This window comes from Bacillus sp. LJBS17 (assembly GCF_019334685.1).
Lineage (GTDB): Bacteria > Bacillota > Bacilli > Bacillales > Bacillaceae > Bacillus > Bacillus subtilis.
In genome coordinates, this window is the sequence record NZ_CP079759.1 from 2743465 (window position 1) to 2763655 (window position 20191).

The window sequence follows — 20191 nt, forward strand, 5'->3', positions numbered from 1 at the left end:
CGAAAACTAGTCTTTTTTCTCAATCATGGCTGATGCATCCTGTGTGTCAGTCTGATCAGCAAGATGAGTATCCTCTTGTTTATGTATTGCTGTTCTATTTTCTTTCCGCAAGGTTTTTATTTCCCGCTTCAATTTCATTACCTGAAAAATGCCGACAGAAAATACGATCAGCGCTCCCATTAAAACTGAGCCCAAAATAACAAGAATGAGCGGCCATTCTGATCTTCCAAACAGGTAATCAACTTCTACGGATCGAACATTAATGACTGCGAAAATAGCAACAATTAAGGTGAAAATAAGTGCGAAAATAATGGTCCATTGTTTATTCATTCTCTTTTCCCCCAAACTTCTTATTGAGGTAACTTTCCCCATCAAGACTGGTTTTAAACATGGCTTAACACTAGGTTAAGCTCCCTTTGCTGTTAATTTTTCCCGGATCAGCCTCTTCAGTCCGGTTCCCTCACCGGAAATCACAAGTGTATCGCCTTCGTCAATGACTGTTTCAGAGCTCGGATTCAGTTGTTTATCCTGATTCTTTTTTACAATTGCAATGACCGTTACATGATATTCCTGACCCACATTCAAATCACCAATCGTCTGATGAATGGCAGGCGCTCCCGCCTCTGCTTTACACCACTCTATAATCAAATCATCAAGGGCTGACTCGACCTGTTCTAACGCTTTCGGTTTATATGCCATTCCGCCAAGAATTGCAGACATTTGCCTTGCTTCAGCGTCATCAAACTGCACGGAGGCAACACATTCCTCATGGTCGTTTTCGTCAAAATAGTAAAGCTCTCTTCTTCCGTCATGATGAATGATAATTGAAATTTTATCACGGTTTCTAGTAATCATTTCAACTTTTTGTCCTATGCCCGGCAGCTCTGATTCGCGAACCCTCATATATAAACCCTCCTACATATCTGAAAACCAGTCATAAACACTTTTAACACCATATATATGTTTAAATGTAAGCGTATGTCATTATAGCAAATGTCTATTTTAAGTTCAATGAAACTTCAAAAAACAGGCTGCCCTGCAGAGGACAGCCTGATATTTTTTATTGCGCCGAATCTTTTTTCAGTTCTCTTCCTTTCCATGCAAGCCAAATTTGTGCGGCAATGTATAGAGAAGAATAAACGCCTGTTAACAGCCCGACCAATAAAGCAATTGAGAAGTTAGTAATAGAAGATGCTCCAAAGATCAGCAATGTCACAACAACAATCACAACAGTTAATACAGTGTTAATTGAACGTGTAAAGGTTTGCTGCAGGCTCAGGTTTACAATATGGTTCAGATCGGCAAATGTTTTCGGCTTGCGCTTTTTCATATGCTCGCGGACCCTGTCAAATGTAACGATTGTATCGTTAATGGAATACCCGATTATCGTCAAGATGGCCGCGATGAACGTAACATCTACCTCAAGCCTTGTAATACTGAAGAACGTGACGATAAAGAATGCGTCATATAGCAATGAGGCGATGGCAGCAATCGCCATTTTGTATTCGAATCGGATTGAAACGTAAATAATGATGCCAATAGAAGCTATAGCAACTGCGTACAGCGCATTTCTTGCCAGCTCCTTACCGACTGTCGGTGAAACTGTGCTGACATTTGGCTCTGATCCGTATTTGTCTTTAAAATACGTTTTTACTTTTGCTATGGTTTCTTTATCTGGCACCCCGACAAAACGGGCAACACCGATATTGCTCTTTTCGCCTGACAGAACTACAGTATCAGGGTCCATACCCAGAGATTCAAAATCCTTCTCAACTTGCTCTGTTGTCAGCTTATGGTCGCTTTGTACTTCAATCCGTGCACCGCTAGCAAAGTCAATGCCAAGATTCAGCCTGAACACAAGCAGGATAATAATCCCGGCAACCGTGACTGCACTGGAGAAAATAAAGAAGTATTTGCGTTTGCTCGTGAAATCCCATTTTTGGAATGGCGTATGCGGCTCTGTATTTTCATCCGTATCCTGAATATCCATGATATGTTTCTTATTGACACCAAACCAGCCTTTTTTCCGATCAAGCCATCTGCTTTCCACAAGGAGAGCGAGGAGAAATCTCGATAAGAAAACGGCAGTGATAAAGCTTGTCAAAATCGATAGGATCAGCATTGTCGCAAACCCTTTAACAGAGCTTGTCCCAAAGATAAAGAGCACAACCGCTGCAATAATGGTTGTAATATTCGCGTCAAAAATCGTCGCAAATGACCGTCTGTTTCCTGAACGGAAGGCAGAGCGGACTGACTTTCCTAGCTTGAGCTCTTCTTTAATCCGCTCATAGGTAATAATGTTGGCGTCAACAGCCATCCCGACACCTAAAATGAGAGCGGCAATTCCCGGAAGCGTGAGTACGGCATTCATCCAGTCAAAGATCTGGAGTGTAATGTAGATATAAACAGATAGCGTAATCACCGCGATTAATCCCGGCAGACGGTAATAGAAAAGCATAAATAAGAAAATAATTGCAATACCGACAATACCGGCAAACACCGTATCATGGAGAGCCTGCTGGCCGAATTGTGCGCCTACTGATGTCGAATACTTTTCAGTCAGTTTCACAGGAAGTGCGCCTGCGTTTAAAATGCTGGCTAAATCTTTTGCTTCTTGAGCTGTGAAATGACCTTCAATTTTTACATCAGTTGTATTTAGCTCCTGACTTACATTTGGAGCGGATACAAATTTAGGATGCTCTTTTTGAACTTCTTTCTTAAAGGAATCACCTTTATCATAATCCAGCCAAATGACAAGCTGGTTGTTTGGCGCCATTTTCATGACCTTCTTGGTCACTTCACCAAATTTATCAGCGTCTTTCAGCTTAATCGTGACAATTGGCTCATTTGTTGTGCTGTCATAAGTTTGTTTAGCGCCGTTTTCGACTAGATCAGCACCGTTTAACAGTTCCTTATCATTTGCATCTCTGAAAGAAAGCTGCGCTTCAGTCGCCAGAATTTCACGCGCTCTGTTTTGGTTTGTCACACCAGCGAGCTGAACGCGAATCCGGTTATTCCCTTCAATTTGGATGTTCGGTTCGCTGACACCGAGAACATTGGCCCGGCGGTTCAATGCCTCTACAGTGCTGACCAGAACGTCTTTTGTGATTTTGTCACCTTTTTTTACAGGCTGTACATCATACAGCACCTCAAATCCGCCTTGCAAATCCAATCCTAACGTAATATTGTTAGCGGCAGGCTTCGTAAAGTAGCCCAAGCCCGTGCCGATCAATAGAACGAAAAGGAAAAACGCAATCAAGCGTCCTTTTTTCATTATGTATATCCTCCCTTAAACCTGTGCGAATCAACCTGCTATCTCAGCAGTTCTTCCAATGCTTCCTGGCCCTCTTCACTGCCCAGCCAATTAGACGTTTTAAATGACTCAACGGTTGCATAGTTCATAAATTCGCCAATTTTCACTGATAAAATATCACTCGCCAGTTCATAAATGTTCAGTTCCGTTTTCTTTTTCCACTTCTTATCTGTTAAGTATGACCACAAACTTTCGAGTTCAACATCATCATACCCGAGAATCTTGAACTCTTCCAGTTTGCTGTAAAGAAACGGCCTGACGTGGTCTTTATATAGATCGGCTGGATGCTTCTCCACGAATTCCACGCTCCTTTTTTATTGTTTTTCAAGAAGACTTGTCATGCTTGGACGATATATACGCATATCTTTATTGTATATGATTCCAGGTAGTTTGAGAAGGCAGGGGGTAAAAATGGCGAAACAGACGTTTTTAAAGGGCACTCTTATCCTTATCGCAGCAGGAATGGTTACAAGAATGCTCGGGTTTGTCAACCGGGTGGTTATCGCCCGTTTTATCGGTGAAGAAGGAGTCGGGCTTTACATGATGGCGGCGCCTACCTTCTTCTTGGCCACTACATTAACTCAATTCGGTCTGCCGGTCGCGATCAGCAAGCTAGTCGCTGAAGCCAGTGCGCGCGGAGATCATCAAAAAACGAAAAATATTTTAGTCATGTCTCTGACCATCACGGGAGTGCTCAGCCTCATCTTTACACCGCTGTTTCTGTTTTTCGCCCCGGTTATGGCTGAAACGATGCTGACAGATAAGCGAACACTGTATCCGCTCTTGGCCATTACGCCGGTTGTGCCGATTATTGCTATATCGAGTGTGCTGAGGGGATACTTTCAAGGAAAACAGAATATGAACCCGCTTGCTATGTCACAAGTCCTTGAACAGGTCGTCCGCATTTCACTCGTGGCTGTCTGCACAACGATTTTTCTCCCTTACGGAATTGAATATGCTGCAGCGGGGGCAATGCTATCCTCAGTGGCAGGGGAGCTGGCATCACTTCTTTATTTATTCGTTTGCTTTAAGTATAAAAAGACAATTAAAATCAGAAAGCATTTTTTCCAGTCAATTAAAAACGGAAAACAAACCTTTACCCAATTAATGAGCGTGTCCCTTCCAACAACCGGGAGCCGCTTTATCGGAAACCTCTCTTGGTTTTTCGAGCCAATCGTCGTCGCTCAAAGCCTTGCCATCGCCGGTGTGGCAACAGTTGCCGCAACAAAGCAATACGGGGAACTGACCGGCTTTGCCATGACGCTGCTGACTCTGCCCAGCTTTATTACATATTCTTTGTCGACCGCGCTTGTTCCTGCGATCAGTGAAGGAATGGAGCAGAAAAAATTGCAGGTGGTGGAATACCGCTTGGAACAGGCGATGCGTCTCTGTCTGCTCAGCGGAGGCATTTCAGTTGTTATTTTATTTGTTTTTGCGGATGAGCTGATGAGAGTGATGTACGGTTCCTCAGGCGCAGCTGTATTTATAAAAGTGATGGCCCCGTTTTTTCTGCTTTATTATTTTCAAGGCCCGCTTCAAGCTGTTCTGCAGGCGCTTAATTTGGCAGGAGCTGCGATGATGAACAGCTTAATCGGAGCGCTAGTCAAAACAGGCCTTATTTTTGTCCTTGCCACAAGGCCTTCTCTTGGCATTATGGGCGCGGCATTAGCCATTGTGACAGGCATGGTGCTCGTCACGCTATTGCACGCAGCAACCGTAAGCAAAGTGCTGCCGATCAGCATCAAAATCAAGGAGTATGCGCTCAGCTTCGCTGTTATTGTAATTTGTGGATTTATCAGCTCCACCATCAAACAATATATAAGCTTTGGAGCATCTGAGGCTGTCAATCTAGCCGGATGGATTGCGGTGAGCGCCGCCATTTATATAATCCTCCTGCTCGTTTTCCGTTTAATTAAAAAAGATGAGCTTCGCCGCATTCCCATTATCGGACGTCTAATCGTCCGATAACGGTTACGGGCGGTGCCCATCTTTTTCATCAATAAATAATTCTCCGTCTGTAAACGAGCAAAAAGAAATATCTGAAGGGTTTGTGTATCCGTGTTTTTGCAAACTTTCGAGCAGCCATTTTTTATCTTTACTGATTCTGGACAGGTTTTCTGTTTGAATGAAGCCGTCTATAATGAGCGGCATTTCGAGCTGTCGATGCTCTCCGCTGTTTTCTTTCTTAACAATAGTCAGTTTGCCCGACGGCTCTAAAATAGCAAATGATACGTCAGCTACTCTGTCGATGCTATTTTCTCTGAGCTGAACCATTAAATCATCAAAATTATAACGCTGTGATTTCATGGCGTCTTCGTCAATTTTTCCATATTTGATAATTATGGTCGGCTTACCGTCAAGAAGCTGGCGGACTTTTCGGTTTTTTAAAGAAAAGTATGCCAAAGTCACTTGAATGATCATTAATACAAGCATTGGCAAAATGGTATGAAATAGATGATCGTCTACGTTTTCTATGGCTAAAACGGCAATTTCAGCCATCATGATAAAGACAACGAGATCTAATATACTAAGCTCTCCGATCTCCCGCTTGCCCATGAGACGAAAAATGACCAATATCACAAAATACAATACGACTGTGCGAAACGCAATAGTGAGAAGCTCTTCCATCATGCACCTCCAACTCATTATAGGTTGCAACAAAATGATCAATTTATGTAAGAAAAACCGATTGCATTTCACAAAGCTTTTACGTCTAATTCATGGGATAAGGGAATACATTTTTACAAAGACGAGCCATCAGCATGTCTGACGGCTTTGTGCAAAAAGAACAGAAGCCTTTTAATACAGGCAGAAAGGAGACAATCATGGAGGAGACGAAACAAGTTGGAAAAGGCATTCTTTACGGCTTAATCGCCATATTTGCAGCCATGCTCCTGACAAGTTTGGCGGTTTCACTTTTATTGACCGCAACCTCGCTGGAAGAATCATCATTTAACTGGCTGATCACAGCTATCTCATTTCTCTCTTTATTTATCGGCGGGTTCATTTCAGGCGGGAAAGGCAAGGAAAGAGGCTGGATGATTGGAGCATTGACTGCCTTAAGTTTTTCTCTGATTATCTTATTGTTTCAGTATTTAGGATTCGGAAAGACATTTACAGCAGAACAGCTGATCTTCCATCTGGGATTTTTAGGGGTGTGCATGCTGGGCGGGATTTTCGGCGTGAACATGAGGGGAAACAGGTCTTCCACATAAAAAAGAGCGGGCTCACTTGCCCGCTCTTTTTTGTTTGCTATGTATAGCTCCTGCTGTTATTCAGCAGCAGAAACTTCTCTGATCGCGCGGCGGTCGAACGTAAGACGTGTGTTATCACCAGTCTTAATTACGACTTTGCTTTCGTCGATAGAGTCAACAGTACCGTGCAATCCCCCGATTGTCACTACTGAATCGCCTTTTTTCAGTTCCTCTTGCATTTGGCGTACAGCCTTTTGCTGCTTTTGCTGAGGACGAATCAGCAAGAAGTAAAGGACCGCAAACATTAAAATAATAGGAACCAATGTACCTAAAGTGCCAGTCATCATTTTCACCCCTTTCTGTAAGCCTGTTATGTTTATTTAGAAGCTTTTCGCATTTGGCTTGTTATAGCCGTAACGCTCAAAGAACTCTTCTCTGAAATCACCCAGACGATCCTCGCGAATAGCCTGTCTTACCTGCTCCATTAAGTGTAACAGAAAATGAAGGTTATGGTAAGTTGTTAATCGAAGGCCGAATGTTTCATTACAGCGAATCAAGTGCCTAATGTACGCGCGAGTGTAGTTTTTACATGTATAGCAATCACACTCTTCATCAATCGGACGGAAGTCTCTTTCAAATTTCGCATTTTTCATATTGAGTCGTCCTTCAGCAGTAAACACTGTGCCGTTTCTTGCAATCCGTGTAGGCAGCACACAGTCAAACATATCGACCCCGCGGATCGCTCCGTCGATCAGTGCATCCGGAGAACCTACTCCCATCAGATATCTCGGTTTATCCTTCGGCAAGAGCGGTGTTGTAAATTCGAGTACACGGTTCATGACATCCTTCGGTTCACCTACAGACAATCCGCCTATAGCATATCCCGGAAAATCAAGGGAAATCAAGTCCTTCGCACTTTGTGTCCGCAGATCTTCATATTCTCCGCCTTGTACAATACCAAACAGCCCTTGTTCATCCTGACGATTGTGGGCATTCAGGCAACGTTCCGCCCAACGGCTTGTCCGTTCAACTGACCTCTTCATGTAGTCGTACTCCGCCGGGTATGGCGGGCATTCATCAAACGCCATCATAATATCAGAGCCGAGTGCGTTTTGGATCTCCATCGCTTTTTCCGGAGATAAAAACAGCTTGTCTCCATTTAGATGATTGCGGAAATGGACACCCTCTTCCTCTATATTACGAAACTTGCTTAAAGAAAAGACCTGAAAACCGCCTGAATCTGTTAAAATTGCGCGGTCCCAGTTCATAAATTTATGGAGCCCGCCCGCTTCTTTGACAATGTCTTGGCCCGGACGAAGCCATAGATGATAAGTGTTGCTCAAAATGATACCTGCATCCATTGCTTTCAGCTCTTCAGGCGACATTGTTTTGACTGTCGCCAGTGTGCCGACCGGCATAAAAACCGGCGTTTCGAAGGAGCCGTGAGGCGTATGCACTTTGCCCAGCCGCGCTCCTGTTTGTTTGCATTCTTTTATAAATTCATAGCGTATTGGTTGTTCAGCCACTTTTGATGAGGCCTCCTGTTCTCAAATTATATAATCAGCATCGCGTCTCCGAAGCTGAAGAAACGGTATTCCTCTTCCACTGCATGGTTATAGGCACGCAGAATGTTTTCTCTTCCAGCAAGCGCGCTGACCAGCATAATCAATGACGATTTCGGCAAATGGAAGTTTGTAATCATTCCGTCAATGGCTTTAAATTCATAGCCCGGATAAATAAAAATAGATGTCCAGCCGCTTGATGCTTTAAATTGCCCGTCATGTTCCCCGGCAATCGTCTCAAGCGTGCGTGTCGAGGTCGTGCCGACAGAAATGATCCGACCGCCATTTTCTCTTACTTTGTTTAAGGCTGCAGCCGTTTCTTCTGACATTTGATAAAACTCTGCATGCATATTATGCTCTTCCACTTCATCGGCACTCACAGGGCGAAACGTTCCAAGGCCTACGTGCAGTGTGATGAACTCAATTTGCACGCCTTTGTCTTTCAGCTGCTGTAAGATTTCTTCCGTGAAGTGAAGGCCAGCTGTAGGCGCAGCAGCAGAGCCGATTTCTTTTGAATACACTGTCTGGTAGCGCTCTTTGTCATCAAGCTGTTCTTTGATATATGGAGGGAGCGGCATCTCTCCAAGGGATTCAAGCACCTCGTAGAAAATACCATCATATTGAAATTCCATCTTTCTGCCGCCGTGCTCAAGCTCTTCCGTGCAGATTGCCTTCAATCTTCCGTCTCCAAATGTGACAACAGTTCCTTTTTTCACCCGTTTCGCCGGTTTGGCAAGTGTTTCCCATTTATCACCGGTTTCCTGTTTCAACAAAAGAAGTTCCACTTTCGCGCCGGTATCCTCTTTTGTGCCGAATAACCGCGCAGGCAGTACCCGGGTATTGTTCAGGACTAGACAATCGCCTTCGTTAAAGAAGCTGATAATGTGTTTAAACGAGCTGTCAGTAAGCTCTCCTGTATGTTTATCGAGCACCATCAGCCTTGAAGCATCACGCTGCTCCAACGGTACTTGTGCAATTAAACGTTCTGGTAGTTCAAAATCAAATAAATCGACTTTCATGATGATTTCACCTTTATTCTAGTCTTTTGTTATTTCATTCTGCCAAAAAGATTAAGCAAAATTGATAATACCACACTTATAATAATACAAGTGACAACCGGGAAGAAAAACGTGACATTTCCTTTTTTTACAAAAATATCTCCCGGCATCTTGCCGACAAAATGCAAAACTGCTCCGATAATAAGCAAAACAGCACCAAGAATCATGATGATCTTAGGAAATTCAGTCATATCGGGGAGCCTCCATTTGGAAATGATGATAAACGGCCGGTGTCACGATCCTTCCACGCGGCGTTCTTTGTATAAATCCAATTTGCAGCAGATATGGTTCATATACGTCTTCAATCGTATGCGATTCCTCGCCGATGGTAGCTGAAATCGTATCAAGGCCTACTGGGCCGCCGTTGAATTTTTCGATCATGCCCATCAGCAGCTTATGATCAATATGATCCAAACCGAGACGGTCAACCTGAAGCCGCTCCAGCGCATTCTGAGAAATGTCTTCCGTAATCCTGCTGTCACCCAGCACTTGGGCGAAATCGCGCACCCTTCTCAGCAGGCGGTTCGCCACGCGGGGCGTCCCTCTCGATCTTCTTGCAATTTCAAGAGCCGACGGTTTATCAATCTCAACCTCGAATACATCAGCGGTTCTTGTGACAATATCCGCCAGTTCTTCTTGTGTATAGTACTCAAGGCGAGACATGACGCCGAATCTGTCTCTTAAAGGAGCCGTCAAAAGCCCCACCCTCGTCGTGGCTCCCACCAGCGTAAAAGGCGGAAGGTCGAGCCGAACCGAGCGGGCAGATGGGCCTTTGCCAATCACAATGTCCAGGCAAAAGTCTTCCATTGCAGGATAAAGCACCTCTTCGATCGATCTGTGCAGCCTATGTATTTCATCAATAAATAATACATCTCCCGGTTCCAGCGCCGTTAATATAGCAGCCAAATCACCAGGCCTTTCAATAGCAGGCCCTGATGTCGTCCGCAATTCCACTCCCATTTCATTAGCAACAATCGAAGCAAGCGTTGTTTTTCCGAGTCCGGGCGGCCCGTACAGAAGAACATGATCCAGCGTCTCCTGTCTCATTTTCGCCGCATCTATAAACACGCGCAAATTTTCTTTTACCTTATGCTGCCCGATATACTGTGCCAGATTTTGCGGCCTCAGGCTTTGCTCTATCACTGATTCATGGTTGTCTGCTTCACTTGAGACGAGCCGTTCATCCATGAACATCACCTTACTTTAATAGTTTTTGTAATGCTTTTTTCACATATTGGTCTGTTGTCAGCCCAATTTCTTCTTTAAGGTGAGGAAGCACCTTTTTGATTTCTTTTTCAGCATATCCGAGAACCCTGAGGGCTTCAAGTGCTTCTTCAAGAGCCGTTTCCGCTGTTTGCTTTTCAAGCCTTTCTTCATGATTAAACAGATTTTCAATCATTTCAGGCACAACATCTGCCAGCTTTCCTTTTAAATCTAGAATAATCTGGCGTGCGGTTTTCTTTCCTACTCCAGGAAACTTGACCAAAAAAGCTTCATCTTCATTTTCAATTGCTTGGATGACCGCTCCGGGATCACCCGAGCCCAAGATGGCAAGTGCTCCTTTCGGGCCAATTCCGGTCACGTTTAACAGCTTTGTAAAGAGCGCCTTCTCCTCTCTTGTTGAAAAACCGTAAAGCGAAAAAGCATCCTCTCTGATATGATGGTATGTAAAAATCGTTTCCTGGCTTCTCTCCTTATATATAAACGGATTCGGCGTGAAAATCTGATAGCCGATGCCGCCGTTCTCTATGACAATATATTGGGGAGATACATAATCAATCGTCCCTTTAACAAATTCAATCACGCAAATTCACCTCTTTGACTGTTCTTCATTGTACCATAAAAACAGCCAAAGTCTTATAGAAAAGTTAACATATGTTCGCTTCTCTCTCATTCTTTCACGAAAAAAAAGACATGAATACATGTCTTCAATCAGCGGACGTTACCCGCTGTATGTCTTCATATGTTCGATGACATCCTCAAACTCCGCTTTTGTCCGAAATGGAATGCCTTTCAGCAGATTTTTTTGCATATGGCTTTCCAGCCTTTCTAAATCAATTTGAAAAAAAGACTGAATTGGTTCGGAAGCTGGCTCAGGCCGCCCATGAAAAGTGGAAATCACTCCATTATCCGATACACCGATATACCCGTTGACCTTGCTGAGCGGAGATATATCGTCCATTTGCTTCCGGAAGAGCACATATCCCTTTTTTTGTTCCACAAGCGTCCATCCGGCATAAGCTGCCCAAAAATCATCCATAGAAAACACTTTTTCATGCCTATGCTCAATGCTGACATCGCCGTCCAAATACACCTTTTCAAGCTGCACATGCACCTGCAGCGGCTCATAGTGCTCCACTTCCGCGCCAAGTGCGCGGGAAGGAGCTCCTAATAAAAATACTGCCGCTGAGCAAAGAATGCCCAGCAAAAGATACGCCGTGCTGAATCGTTTCACCCTCTACACCTCTTTGCACACGTTTATGATTAGTTTGACCAAAGAGGCTACTGCTTAACCGTTTTATCAAAATTTGTCTGCACATTTTCCCTGACAAACCGTTCCTCCGTATACACATCTGTGCTTTGCTCAGAAATTGTCAAGAATCGCGTCAGAAAGGCACTGAAAAAATACAATGCCGCAAAGATCCAAATCACGCCGCCTGCACCGAGCGGCCCAATGAAAAGACTCACGATGCCCGGCGCGATAAACGCACATAAACCAGATCCCAAATTCAACACTGACATGGCAGCACCTTTATTATCAGGTGCAAGCGTCGGCAAAAGCGCGCTTAATGGAACGTATCCTGCTAAAGCCGCGCCGTAGCAGCAGGCGATAATCATGAGCACCCAATACTGATGCCCGATCAGCTGAGGCGTGTAATACAGCGCCAGCGTAAAAATACCGCATCCGACACCGCCAAACCACATGACCGTATTGCGCCAGCCAAGTCTATCTCCGACTGCACCGAAAATGATATTAAACACAATATTCACAAAAAACAGCGTCCCCCATATTTGCAGCCATTCCGAAACCGAATACCCGTATCCTGCTAAATAAGTAGGAAGAAAGATGGCAAATCCAAATTGTCCTATCGCATTAATCGTCTTGACCACTCCGCCGATGCCTACCTTTGGGTTTTCAAACATAATCGTAAATGCCTTCGACAGTTCTTTCCATTTCGGCTGATCTTGTTTTTGTATCGGAGTAAATTTATCTTTGTTAAAAAATAAGGCAAGAATTCCGCCTGCCGCCACAAACAGTAAAGCGCTCCAAAGCGTATTGATTTCTCCAAAGGCCGGAACTGCATAGCTGGAATAGAACGGGCCGAGCACGTTAAGGCCGCACGTAAACATAAACCAAAACCAGCCGACGGCTTTGCCGAGAATATTTTGAGAGGTGCTGTATGACACCCATACGAGAAAAGAGTATGCAAACAGCGGATATCCCAAGCCTCTAAGAGCATAGCTGCCCAAAAGAGCCGGATAATACATATGAGGAATCGCCCAGCCGATAAAAGCGGCCGAACCGAGGATAAATGCAAGCAATCCGACAGTCATCGTTTTTCTCGGCCCCCAAGTTTGGACAAACGTTCCTGAAAGCCAAGCTGAGATGGTGACAGCAATGCCGTACATGGTAAATAACGATGCGGATTGCTGCATACTGAGACCATGATCAACGAGAAAAGGAGACAGCCAGCCTTGTTCGAGGCCGTCTCCAACCATAAAGATGACAACGCCAATATAACCCCAAACCATGTGAGAAGGAATTCCGATTTTGTTCAAAACATTTCCTTTAGCATGTACTGTATTCATTTTCTCCACCGCCTACTTAAAGTATCAATGGAGTATATACCCAAGCTTGCTGAATTGTAATCCTGTTAGATTAAAAAGCGATTTTTTCAGTGTGCTCAATGCTGACAGGCATGCCAAAAGCAAGCGATTGCTGTGCTGCTCTGGCGATCCTTCCGGCCTGTAAACCGTCATTGCCGGTGCAGGGAGTCTCCTGGTTTGTGCCGATCGCTTCTGCAAAACGGAGAATCTCCTCCTCATATGCATCCTTATAGCGTTCAAGGAAAAAGAAATGCGGTTTATCCTTCATCACAAAATCAGCTGTTGACACCTCAACCGTTGTCGGCCTGCTATTGTCAGCCGCTGCAGAGCCTTTCGTCCCGAAAACCTCAACCCGCTGGTCATATCCGTACACAGCTTGGCGGCTGTTATCAATCACAGCCATGGCACCGTTTTCAAAAGTCAGTGTAATAACAGCTGTATCAATATCACCCAGCTCCGCAAAAGAAGGATTCACCAAAGCCGCCCCTTTGGCATACACTTCCGTCACTTCGCTTCCCATAATATATCTGGCCATATCAAAATCATGGATCGACATATCCATAAACAATCCGCCTGACGTACGGACATAATCTATATTCGGGGGTTCTGGGTCCCGGGACGTGATTCTTAATAAATGAGGTGTACCGATTTCACCATTTTCAACAATCGTTTTGATTTTCTTAAAATGAGGATCAAAGCGGCGGTTAAATCCGACTTGAAGTGTTACCCCGTGTTTCCGGACAGCCGCAAGCGCTTCACTCGTTTCGTCCAGAGAGAAACTAACGGGCTTCTCACAAAATATATGCTTTTTCGCCTCGGCTGCTTCTTTGATCATCTGTGCATGTACGGCTGTAGGAGAGCAAATAAAAATAGCATCAATATCAGGATCATGTAATAAATCACGATAATCAGAGGTTATGTATTCAATCTGATGACTGTCGGCCCAGCTTTTTATACGGCTTGCCTGAATGTCAGAGACTGCTTTTATTTTCATGTGAGGAATCCGGCTTATATTTTGAACATGAAGTTTGCCGATGCGGCCTGCACCGATAATCCCTGTCACAATCTGTTTTGTCATAGCTTCTTCCCCCTTGATCATTCACGAAAGCGCTTTATTTAAAATTAATACTATCCCATTTGTAAGCGCTTTTCAAGAATGGAAATTAAACGTTCTATGTCACTTTTATCACAATTCATGCTTATAAGTAGCCTTCTTCTTCAAGACCAGATACACTAGAATTAGGCTCTTTTTCCTGAACAGTTTATGATTTTCCTATAAACAACTGCATAAAATAGAGCAAAGAAGGTGAATGAAATGCTGACAAAAGCAGAGGCACTGGCCCATTCCGTCATATACCGCAAGAACAGCAGATTTGATAAAGTCAAAGAGAAATCCGAGGAATTAACACTAATCGGCAAGGGAAGAAGCGCCTATGTGTTTGCCTTAACAGAAGGCGGTCGAAAAATGGCGCTGAAAGTATTTTTTCCGGAATATCGAGCGACAGCAGTCAAAGAAGCAGCGATCTATGAAAAATTAGCCGGGTCCGCATTCTATCCTGACATTTACGAAACTGGCGATTCATTTATTCTCATGGAATATATTAAAGGTGAAACCTTTTATAACTGTCTGAAGAAAGGCATTGCAATCAGTGATGACATGATTCAGCAGGTTGAAGAAGCGCTTTCTGACGCCCGGGCAGCCGGACTGAACCCGTCAGATATTCATTTGCGAAATCTGATATTGACAGAAACCGGGGCGGTGCGGGTGATTGATGTTGCGAGATTTGAGCAGACAAAAACATGCACGCAGTGGGACGACTTAAAATCCGCATATCATGCACTCTACAAAAAACCGATATTCCCCAAAAAGATTCCGGGTTTTTGGCTGGAGATCATCGCATTTTTATATAAGAAAGATTGGTTTCAAAAGCATTTCGCACAGCGGAAAAGAAAATATTCTTAAATCAAAAAGGCAGCCGCACAAGCGGCTGCCTTTATCATGTATTTTTTACTTTCTGACGGCAGAAATCAGTTTCATTTGTTCAGGCGACAGCTTAATTCGATAGCCTCTCACAGTTAAGTAGACCGCTTCTGGGTCCTTCTCGCCGGAATGACAATACGTTTTTTCCATTTCTGTCTCCCCTCACCCTTTATTGGCTTTATTTCATCTTATCATTGCTTTATTAAGGTAATTTTAAAGAAATGTAAAGATCATATGAATCCGATATATAGTAAAATGAGAGAAAAAAAGGGAGAGAGTCACATTAAGACACGCAGCAACATCCCGCTTATTATGTTTGCCCTGCTGGTCTTCTTCGGCGGCGCCATTTATTGGATGTTATTTTCACTAAAAAACGTTCCGAAAGGGAATCTCGTCCAATCTGTTGAATCGCCGGACGGCAGCTATACGTTAAACACTTATGTATCCGAAAACACCTTGAGCTTAGATGCAGCCAGAGGTGAACTTGTAAATGAAAAAACACTTGTCAAGAGAACAATCTACTGGAATTACCCGGACAGCCGCCCAGCAGTGACGTGGATCAATTACAATACAGTGAAAATCGGCAATCAGACTTTACATCTCGATACTGATGAAACGTATGATTGGCGAAAAGATGATCATTGGATACGTGAAGAACCGCCGCAGGCGTCAGTGAGGTGATGAAACATGAATAAGATGAACGGAACAAATGATGAAAAGCATTTCAATCATTTTGTGATTGCTTTATCCTTTATATACGGTTTGACTGAACTAGGCTATTTGTTGCTGAAGGATTTTATAACAATTGCCATAAGTTTGCCTCTGTAGAAAAACGCAGCGTAGTCGATACGCCGCGTTTTTTCTTTTTCCCTTCCTCTTCTTATTGATAATTACAGGTCATATAATGTGACAAATCGATTGTAGAAATAGTTCGATTAGACCAAAATCCTTTTTATACATGTATTCGAATTTGAAGTGAGGGGGAAGCTTGATGGCAGATTTTGTTGCTAGTTTGAATGCGGTCTTATGGAGTACGCCCGTCATTTATATTTTATTGGGAATTGGATTCGCCTTTTCAATTATGACCCGTTTTTTACAAGTCCGACATTTAAAAGAAATGATTGTTCAGATGTTCAAAGGCAAGAGCTCTGAAGCCGGCGTTTCATCTTTCCAAGCGTTATCGATTGCGCTGTCCGGCCGTGTGGGCACAGGAAACATCGCGGGAGTGGCGACAGCAATTGCATTCGGCGGACCCGGTGCAGTGTTCTGGATGTGGGCGATTGCCTTTATCGGGGCGGCGAGTGCCTTTGTAGAATCAACGCTTGCTCAAATTTACAAAGTGAAACAAGACGGTCAATATCGGGGCGGCCCTGCTTATTATATAGAAAAAGGCTTAGGCATTAAGTGGTTTGCCGTCTTATTTGCCGCTGCTGCCCTTATTGCAATGGCCTTTCTAATGCCGGGCGTACAGTCCAACTCCATTGCGGCTGGGATCCAAAATGCATTCGGCATCTCTCCTTTCGTCACAGGGTGTGGTCTGGTTTTATTATTAGGGTTCATTATTTTTGGCGGCGTCAAACGAATTGCCAATGCGGCGCAAATGATTGTTCCATTTATGGCAATTGGATATATCCTGCTGTCTTTGATTATTATTGTCATGAATGTGTCTGAATTGCCTGCTGTGATCTCATTAATATTCAAAAGCGCCTTTGCATTGGATTCCGCTTTTGGCGGCTTGATCGGCATGGCGATTTCCTGGGGCGTTAAACGTGGCATTTATTCAAACGAAGCCGGCCAGGGAACAGGCCCGCATCCAGCAGCTGCTGCAGAGGTTTCTCATCCGGTCAAGCAGGGACTGGTTCAGGCATTTTCTGTTTATATTGACACCTTGTTTGTATGTTCCGCTACAGCTTTCATGATATTGTTTACCGGCATGTACAATACCCAGGCTGCAGATGGTTCCTTTATCGTTCACCAGCTTAAAGGCGTAGAAGCAGGACCTGGTTTCACACAAGCGGCAATTGACAGTGTTCTTCCCGGATTCGGTGCAGGCTTTGTTGCCATCGCTTTATTCTTCTTCGCTTTTACAACAATTATGGCGTATTACTACATCGCAGAAACAAATATCGCCTATTTAGCACGAGGCAGAGAAAGCAAATGGGCGATGCTTGGCTTAAAACTGATTATTTTAGCCGCCACGTTCTATGGTACTGTGAAAACAGCTTCACTTGCTTGGGCATTAGGGGATGCAGGGCTTGGCATTATGGTATGGCTGAACGTCATTGCCATTGTGCTGCTTGCCAAGCCGGCGCTCCTTGCTTTAAAGGATTATGAGCGCCAAAAGAAGCAGGGCTTAGACCCGGTCTTTGATCCAAAAGCGCTGGGTATCAAAAACGCTGATTTCTGGGAGAAAGAATACACTCATGAAAGTGAACGTGTCTCCTGAACATACTAAAACCGGCCCGATATGACATCGTGCCGGTTTTTTATGAGCGATAGTTTGTATACACTTCTTGAACATCATCGTCATCTTCAAGGACGTCTATTAATGTTTCCAGCTTCTCAACAGCCTGATCATCGGCTTCTGCATAGGTATTGGGAAGCATGGTCACCTCCGCCGAAGAAATTAGATATTTCGATTCGAGGGCTGTTTTCACCTCTTCAAAATGCTCAGGCTCTGTGAACACCTCATATAGGTTTTCTTCAATTCGCAGCTCTTCTCCTCCTGCTTCAAGCACATCAAGCATGAGCTCATCTTCTTCTATTTGCCGTTCAGTACGGTCTATCGTAATGAACCCCTTTCGTTCAAATAAAAAGGCTACACATCCGCTTTCTCCCAGACTTCCGCCATTTTTATTAAAGGCTGTCCGCACATTTGACGCCGTTCGGTTTTTATTATCTGTTACGCATTCAACCATGACGGCAATCCCTGAAGGGCCGTAGCCTTCATAGGTGATTTCTTCATAGCTGCTTCCGTCTTGGCCTCCCGCAGCTTTTTTAATGGCCCGATCTATATTTTCATTCGGCATATTGGCGCCTTTTGCTTTTTCGATGACAAGACGCAATGCTGAATTTGCTTCTGGATCCGCTCCGCCTTCTTTCGTTGCCACATAGATTTCTTTTGCAAGCTTCATAAATATTTTGCCGCGCTTTGCATCCTGTGCATTTTTTCTTTTTTGAATGTTTTTCCACTTGGAATGGCCTGCCATGTTTTCACCTTCTTTTACATTTTCTATGTACACTTTAATGGGAATTGTTCGCTGATGCAAAGAAAAAGGCTGCCGAATATCACTTCCGGCAGCCCTTCCTTCCTAGCGGTTGTTCATTTTATGAAGTTTTCTGAACAGCCCTTTATCTGTTGATACCTGGACATCACGGCCATTTGCATAGTTGCGCGCTGCTTTTATGACATTATCTCTGTCAGACTTTGTGAACTCTCTGTGGCTTCTGACTGCGATAACTACTCGGTCATCCGATACCATAACTTGTGTGTCATTGACGTTTTTCACTTGTTTCACACGGTTGGCAATTTTTGCAGCCAGTCTTCTGTTTTCTTGGTTGTCATACCCGTTGTTCGCTGCATTCCGATTCATGTTTCGGTTATTCGTGTTGTTATATGTTCCGTCAGTTGCCAAAGGAACACGATCGTCAGCAGTAACACGGTCACGGTTATTTACATTCGTGGTGTTTCGGTTACCGTCGTTCTGATCCTCCATTAATTCAGAAACAGGACCATCGTGGTCGATTCCGTCTCCCTGTCTATCGGCGTCATTTTCATTTGTATAATATCCGATTGGACGGGTATTGCCGTTATTGCGCGTATCATTCATAGCATTATCGTTTGCTCCGCATGCTGTTAAGCCGGCTGTCATTATAATCAGGCTAGCGATCGTCATTTTTTTACCCAATGGAAAAACCCCCCGTGGACGAATTGAGCATGTTTGCTCGCTTTTATCATGTGCGTATGGGGGGCATGTTAAGCGTGTCAGTTCTCTCCATTTGGCAGTGATCTGCTTAAAAATAAAAAAAGGAACGATTTACATCGTTCCGAACGATCACTCATTTTCTTCTTCCGGCCGGCCAAACATTTGGTTTACAGAAGGCTGATTCGTCATTGGCATAGAAACTCCTGCCGAATATGGGTTTGGATTTTGGTTAGCTGTGCCATATGGCATATTGGGGCTTCCGTAAGCTCCCATTCCCGAATGGCCAGGCGCAGAGAAATATGGCTGATGATCACCGTCACAGCCGCAGTCGTCATGATCTTTGTACGGCATGTAACCATGAGCCGCAGCAGGCTGGTATGCTCCCATTACTTGGGGAGTGCCGTAATAAGGGCCATACGGCATATGTCCATACGGAGATCCATAAGCCGGAGATGCGTATTGCGGCGCACCGTATGAACCGTAATGTCCGTGATGGCTGTTTTCATGATGCTGGTTTTCATAACCCGGGTCATACTGAGGCGATACAAAGCCTGGCTGGTATCCATGCATCGGATGCATTGGATAAGCTTGTGCCGGATAGTACGGATAGCATAATCCTGATCCTGGAAGAATTGGCGAAACAGGCACCGGACACGGTACGAAATGAGCCGGATAATGATAATAAGGCTGAACAGCCGGCATCGGCATATTCGGAACTGTGTGATGAACGTTTTCCTCTTCTACACCGCCTACCTCTGGCGCCTTTGGCATATTAGGCATATTCGGATAATTTGCATTTTCCATATTACTCATAGCCTCCTGTTGTGGAAATTGGTCTTGCATATGATACATATGATCCATATTTCCGTCATGATGTTTTTTCGGCTCCTCCGGTTTAGGAGGCGACCAGGGCTGGAAAAGCTGTTTCATATCATAATAATCGTTCACATCAGCTTCAGGGTACACATTTTCCTGCAAATTAGGCATCGGCGGGACATACGGCATGGACTTCTTTTCTTTCGGCTTTGTGTCTTCTACATCGACAACGGATTTAGGCTTCTCTTTCGCATATGGATGTTCTTGCTTCACACTCCCGGCCGCAGGACTTTTGCCCGCTTTTGGCTCTTTTCTGACCGGGACTCCTTCTGACGGCACTTTTATTTTCATTCCAGGCATGATTAAGTCTGGATTGCTAAGCTGTGTATTGAGTTTTTTCACTTCCTCAACATCGACTCCGTACTTTTCAGCTATTTTCCAGAGCGAATCACCTTTTTGAACGATATGGATTTTCAACGTTTTCCCCTCCTATGCAAAACGTGAACAGTTCAG

The 20191-nt window shown here is 44.2% G+C and carries 24 protein-coding genes; 6 read left to right on the top strand and 18 right to left on the bottom strand.

Annotation, left to right across the window (positions count from 1 at the left end):
* Positions 1-6: 6 nt before the first annotated feature.
* From KXZ66_RS14245 to comN, 4 genes are all read right to left on the bottom strand, one after another.
* A complete protein-coding gene (locus KXZ66_RS14245) occupies positions 7-330 on the bottom strand; it encodes a LapA family protein (protein ID WP_003229740.1) in 324 nt (107 codons plus the stop codon).
* A 75-nt stretch (positions 331-405) separates the two neighbouring features.
* Complete coding sequence (locus KXZ66_RS14250; protein WP_003229739.1) at positions 406-903, bottom strand: cation:proton antiporter regulatory subunit; 498 nt, start codon at positions 901-903, stop codon at positions 406-408.
* A gap of 157 nt (positions 904-1060) precedes the next feature.
* Positions 1061-3274 (bottom strand): protein translocase subunit SecDF, encoded by a 2214-nt coding sequence (secDF, locus tag KXZ66_RS14255; protein ID WP_015251564.1) that lies wholly within the window; start codon positions 3272-3274, stop codon positions 1061-1063.
* Positions 3275-3312: 38 nt separating this feature from the next.
* On the bottom strand, positions 3313-3609 hold the full coding sequence (gene comN / locus KXZ66_RS14260) for a post-transcriptional regulator ComN (protein ID WP_003229735.1): 297 nt from the start codon (positions 3607-3609) through the stop codon (positions 3313-3315).
* A gap of 115 nt (positions 3610-3724) precedes the next feature.
* Here comN and spoVB point away from each other — a divergent pair, with 115 nt between their 5' ends.
* On the top strand, positions 3725-5281 hold the full coding sequence (gene spoVB, locus KXZ66_RS14265; protein ID WP_101502140.1) for a stage V sporulation protein B: 1557 nt from the start codon (positions 3725-3727) through the stop codon (positions 5279-5281).
* A 3-nt stretch (positions 5282-5284) separates the two neighbouring features.
* Here spoVB and KXZ66_RS14270 read toward each other — a convergent pair whose 3' ends face one another.
* Positions 5285-5941 carry a DUF421 domain-containing protein gene (locus KXZ66_RS14270; RefSeq protein WP_021480225.1) on the bottom strand — a complete coding sequence of 219 codons (657 nt, stop codon included), beginning with the start codon at positions 5939-5941 and terminating at the stop codon, positions 5285-5287.
* Between the two features lie 197 nt (positions 5942-6138).
* Here KXZ66_RS14270 and KXZ66_RS14275 point away from each other — a divergent pair, with 197 nt between their 5' ends.
* Entirely contained in the window at positions 6139-6528 is a 390-nt protein-coding gene (locus KXZ66_RS14275; protein ID WP_031315243.1) for a TIGR04086 family membrane protein, read from the top strand.
* 56 nt (positions 6529-6584) lie between these two features.
* Here the strand turns inward: KXZ66_RS14275 and yajC are convergent, their stop codons facing one another.
* The 9 genes from yajC to iolG all read right to left on the bottom strand — a co-directional run bounded on the left by yajC (position 6585) and on the right by iolG (position 14033).
* Positions 6585-6851: a preprotein translocase subunit YajC gene (yajC, locus tag KXZ66_RS14280; protein ID WP_004398708.1), complete on the bottom strand. Its 267-nt coding sequence runs from the start codon at positions 6849-6851 to the stop codon at positions 6585-6587.
* A gap of 36 nt (positions 6852-6887) precedes the next feature.
* Entirely contained in the window at positions 6888-8033 is a 1146-nt protein-coding gene (gene tgt / locus KXZ66_RS14285) for a tRNA guanosine(34) transglycosylase Tgt (protein ID WP_003229725.1), read from the bottom strand.
* A 26-nt stretch (positions 8034-8059) separates the two neighbouring features.
* The gene (queA, locus tag KXZ66_RS14290; RefSeq protein ID WP_003229723.1) at positions 8060-9088 is read right to left on the bottom strand and encodes a tRNA preQ1(34) S-adenosylmethionine ribosyltransferase-isomerase QueA; all 1029 of its coding nucleotides are present in this window, start codon (positions 9086-9088) and stop codon (positions 8060-8062) included.
* A gap of 29 nt (positions 9089-9117) precedes the next feature.
* Entirely contained in the window at positions 9118-9318 is a 201-nt protein-coding gene (locus KXZ66_RS14295) for a DUF2905 domain-containing protein (protein ID WP_003222669.1), read from the bottom strand.
* On the bottom strand, positions 9311-10315 hold the full coding sequence (ruvB, locus tag KXZ66_RS14300) for a Holliday junction branch migration DNA helicase RuvB (protein WP_003229718.1): 1005 nt from the start codon (positions 10313-10315) through the stop codon (positions 9311-9313). The genes KXZ66_RS14295 and ruvB overlap by 8 nt, the downstream gene beginning before the upstream one ends.
* Before the next feature lie 10 nt (positions 10316-10325).
* Positions 10326-10931, bottom strand: a complete 606-nt coding sequence (gene ruvA, locus KXZ66_RS14305) for a Holliday junction branch migration protein RuvA (RefSeq protein ID WP_003229717.1) — start codon at positions 10929-10931, stop codon at positions 10326-10328.
* A 138-nt stretch (positions 10932-11069) separates the two neighbouring features.
* Complete coding sequence (gene bofC / locus KXZ66_RS14310) at positions 11070-11582, bottom strand: sporulation cell-cell signaling protein BofC (protein WP_163116857.1); 513 nt, start codon at positions 11580-11582, stop codon at positions 11070-11072.
* 47 nt (positions 11583-11629) lie between these two features.
* A complete protein-coding gene (locus KXZ66_RS14315; protein WP_064670977.1) occupies positions 11630-12937 on the bottom strand; it encodes an MFS transporter in 1308 nt (435 codons plus the stop codon).
* 70 nt (positions 12938-13007) lie between these two features.
* Positions 13008-14033 carry an inositol 2-dehydrogenase gene (iolG, locus tag KXZ66_RS14320; protein ID WP_021480226.1) on the bottom strand — a complete coding sequence of 342 codons (1026 nt, stop codon included), beginning with the start codon at positions 14031-14033 and terminating at the stop codon, positions 13008-13010.
* 237 nt (positions 14034-14270) lie between these two features.
* On the opposite strand from iolG, the gene KXZ66_RS14325 reads away from it, so the two are divergent.
* Positions 14271-14918 (top strand): phosphotransferase, encoded by a 648-nt coding sequence (locus KXZ66_RS14325; RefSeq protein ID WP_014480441.1) that lies wholly within the window; start codon positions 14271-14273, stop codon positions 14916-14918.
* Positions 14919-14963: 45 nt separating this feature from the next.
* Here the strand turns inward: KXZ66_RS14325 and KXZ66_RS14330 are convergent, their stop codons facing one another.
* Positions 14964-15086 carry a hypothetical protein gene (locus tag KXZ66_RS14330; protein ID WP_003229707.1) on the bottom strand — a complete coding sequence of 41 codons (123 nt, stop codon included), beginning with the start codon at positions 15084-15086 and terminating at the stop codon, positions 14964-14966.
* A 162-nt stretch (positions 15087-15248) separates the two neighbouring features.
* Here KXZ66_RS14330 and KXZ66_RS14335 point away from each other — a divergent pair, with 162 nt between their 5' ends.
* The 3 genes from KXZ66_RS14335 to KXZ66_RS14345 all read left to right on the top strand — a co-directional run bounded on the left by KXZ66_RS14335 (position 15249) and on the right by KXZ66_RS14345 (position 17382).
* Positions 15249-15617, top strand: a complete 369-nt coding sequence (locus tag KXZ66_RS14335) for a DUF5412 family protein (protein ID WP_172655417.1) — start codon at positions 15249-15251, stop codon at positions 15615-15617.
* Between the two features lie 6 nt (positions 15618-15623).
* A complete protein-coding gene (locus KXZ66_RS14340; RefSeq protein ID WP_004398683.1) occupies positions 15624-15764 on the top strand; it encodes a hypothetical protein in 141 nt (46 codons plus the stop codon).
* A gap of 163 nt (positions 15765-15927) precedes the next feature.
* A complete protein-coding gene (locus KXZ66_RS14345; RefSeq protein ID WP_021480230.1) occupies positions 15928-17382 on the top strand; it encodes an alanine/glycine:cation symporter family protein in 1455 nt (484 codons plus the stop codon).
* Between the two features lie 40 nt (positions 17383-17422).
* Here the strand turns inward: KXZ66_RS14345 and KXZ66_RS14350 are convergent, their stop codons facing one another.
* The 3 genes from KXZ66_RS14350 to safA form a co-directional block, all read right to left on the bottom strand.
* Positions 17423-18145: a YebC/PmpR family DNA-binding transcriptional regulator gene (locus KXZ66_RS14350; RefSeq protein WP_219144979.1), complete on the bottom strand. Its 723-nt coding sequence runs from the start codon at positions 18143-18145 to the stop codon at positions 17423-17425.
* 102 nt (positions 18146-18247) lie between these two features.
* Positions 18248-18844, bottom strand: coding sequence for a spore germination protein SgpA (gene sgpA / locus KXZ66_RS14355; RefSeq protein WP_219144597.1), 597 nt, complete (start codon positions 18842-18844; stop codon positions 18248-18250).
* 147 nt (positions 18845-18991) lie between these two features.
* A complete protein-coding gene (gene safA, locus KXZ66_RS14360) occupies positions 18992-20155 on the bottom strand; it encodes a spore coat assembly protein SafA (protein ID WP_219144598.1) in 1164 nt (387 codons plus the stop codon).
* Between the last annotated feature and the right edge of the window lie 36 nt (positions 20156-20191).

Excerpts from the sequence above, each read along its gene's own strand:
- KXZ66_RS14350 (WP_219144979.1), bottom strand. The coding sequence starts at position 18,145 with ATGGCAGGCCATTCCAAGTGGAAAAACATTCAAAAAAGAAAAAATGCA.
- KXZ66_RS14245 (WP_003229740.1), bottom strand. The coding sequence starts at position 330 with ATGAATAAACAATGGACCATTATTTTCGCACTTATTTTCACCTTAATT.
- yajC (WP_004398708.1), bottom strand. The coding sequence starts at position 6,851 with ATGACTGGCACTTTAGGTACATTGGTTCCTATTATTTTAATGTTTGCG.
- KXZ66_RS14270 (WP_021480225.1), bottom strand. The coding sequence starts at position 5,941 with ATGGAAGAGCTTCTCACTATTGCGTTTCGCACAGTCGTATTGTATTTT.
- queA (WP_003229723.1), bottom strand. The coding sequence starts at position 9,088 with ATGAAAGTCGATTTATTTGATTTTGAACTACCAGAACGTTTAATTGCA.
- KXZ66_RS14315 (WP_064670977.1), bottom strand. The coding sequence starts at position 12,937 with ATGAATACAGTACATGCTAAAGGAAATGTTTTGAACAAAATCGGAATT.
- ruvB (WP_003229718.1), bottom strand. The coding sequence starts at position 10,315 with ATGGATGAACGGCTCGTCTCAAGTGAAGCAGACAACCATGAATCAGTG.
- spoVB (WP_101502140.1), top strand. The coding sequence starts at position 3,725 with ATGGCGAAACAGACGTTTTTAAAGGGCACTCTTATCCTTATCGCAGCA.
- KXZ66_RS14275 (WP_031315243.1), top strand. The coding sequence starts at position 6,139 with ATGGAGGAGACGAAACAAGTTGGAAAAGGCATTCTTTACGGCTTAATC.
- iolG (WP_021480226.1), bottom strand. The coding sequence starts at position 14,033 with ATGACAAAACAGATTGTGACAGGGATTATCGGTGCAGGCCGCATCGGC.
- KXZ66_RS14330 (WP_003229707.1), bottom strand. The coding sequence starts at position 15,086 with ATGGAAAAAACGTATTGTCATTCCGGCGAGAAGGACCCAGAAGCGGTC.
- KXZ66_RS14325 (WP_014480441.1), top strand. The coding sequence starts at position 14,271 with ATGCTGACAAAAGCAGAGGCACTGGCCCATTCCGTCATATACCGCAAG.
- KXZ66_RS14340 (WP_004398683.1), top strand. The coding sequence starts at position 15,624 with ATGAATAAGATGAACGGAACAAATGATGAAAAGCATTTCAATCATTTT.
- KXZ66_RS14345 (WP_021480230.1), top strand. The coding sequence starts at position 15,928 with ATGGCAGATTTTGTTGCTAGTTTGAATGCGGTCTTATGGAGTACGCCC.
- KXZ66_RS14250 (WP_003229739.1), bottom strand. The coding sequence starts at position 903 with ATGAGGGTTCGCGAATCAGAGCTGCCGGGCATAGGACAAAAAGTTGAA.
- secDF (WP_015251564.1), bottom strand. The coding sequence starts at position 3,274 with ATGAAAAAAGGACGCTTGATTGCGTTTTTCCTTTTCGTTCTATTGATC.
- KXZ66_RS14335 (WP_172655417.1), top strand. The coding sequence starts at position 15,249 with ATGTTTGCCCTGCTGGTCTTCTTCGGCGGCGCCATTTATTGGATGTTA.
- KXZ66_RS14295 (WP_003222669.1), bottom strand. The coding sequence starts at position 9,318 with ATGACTGAATTTCCTAAGATCATCATGATTCTTGGTGCTGTTTTGCTT.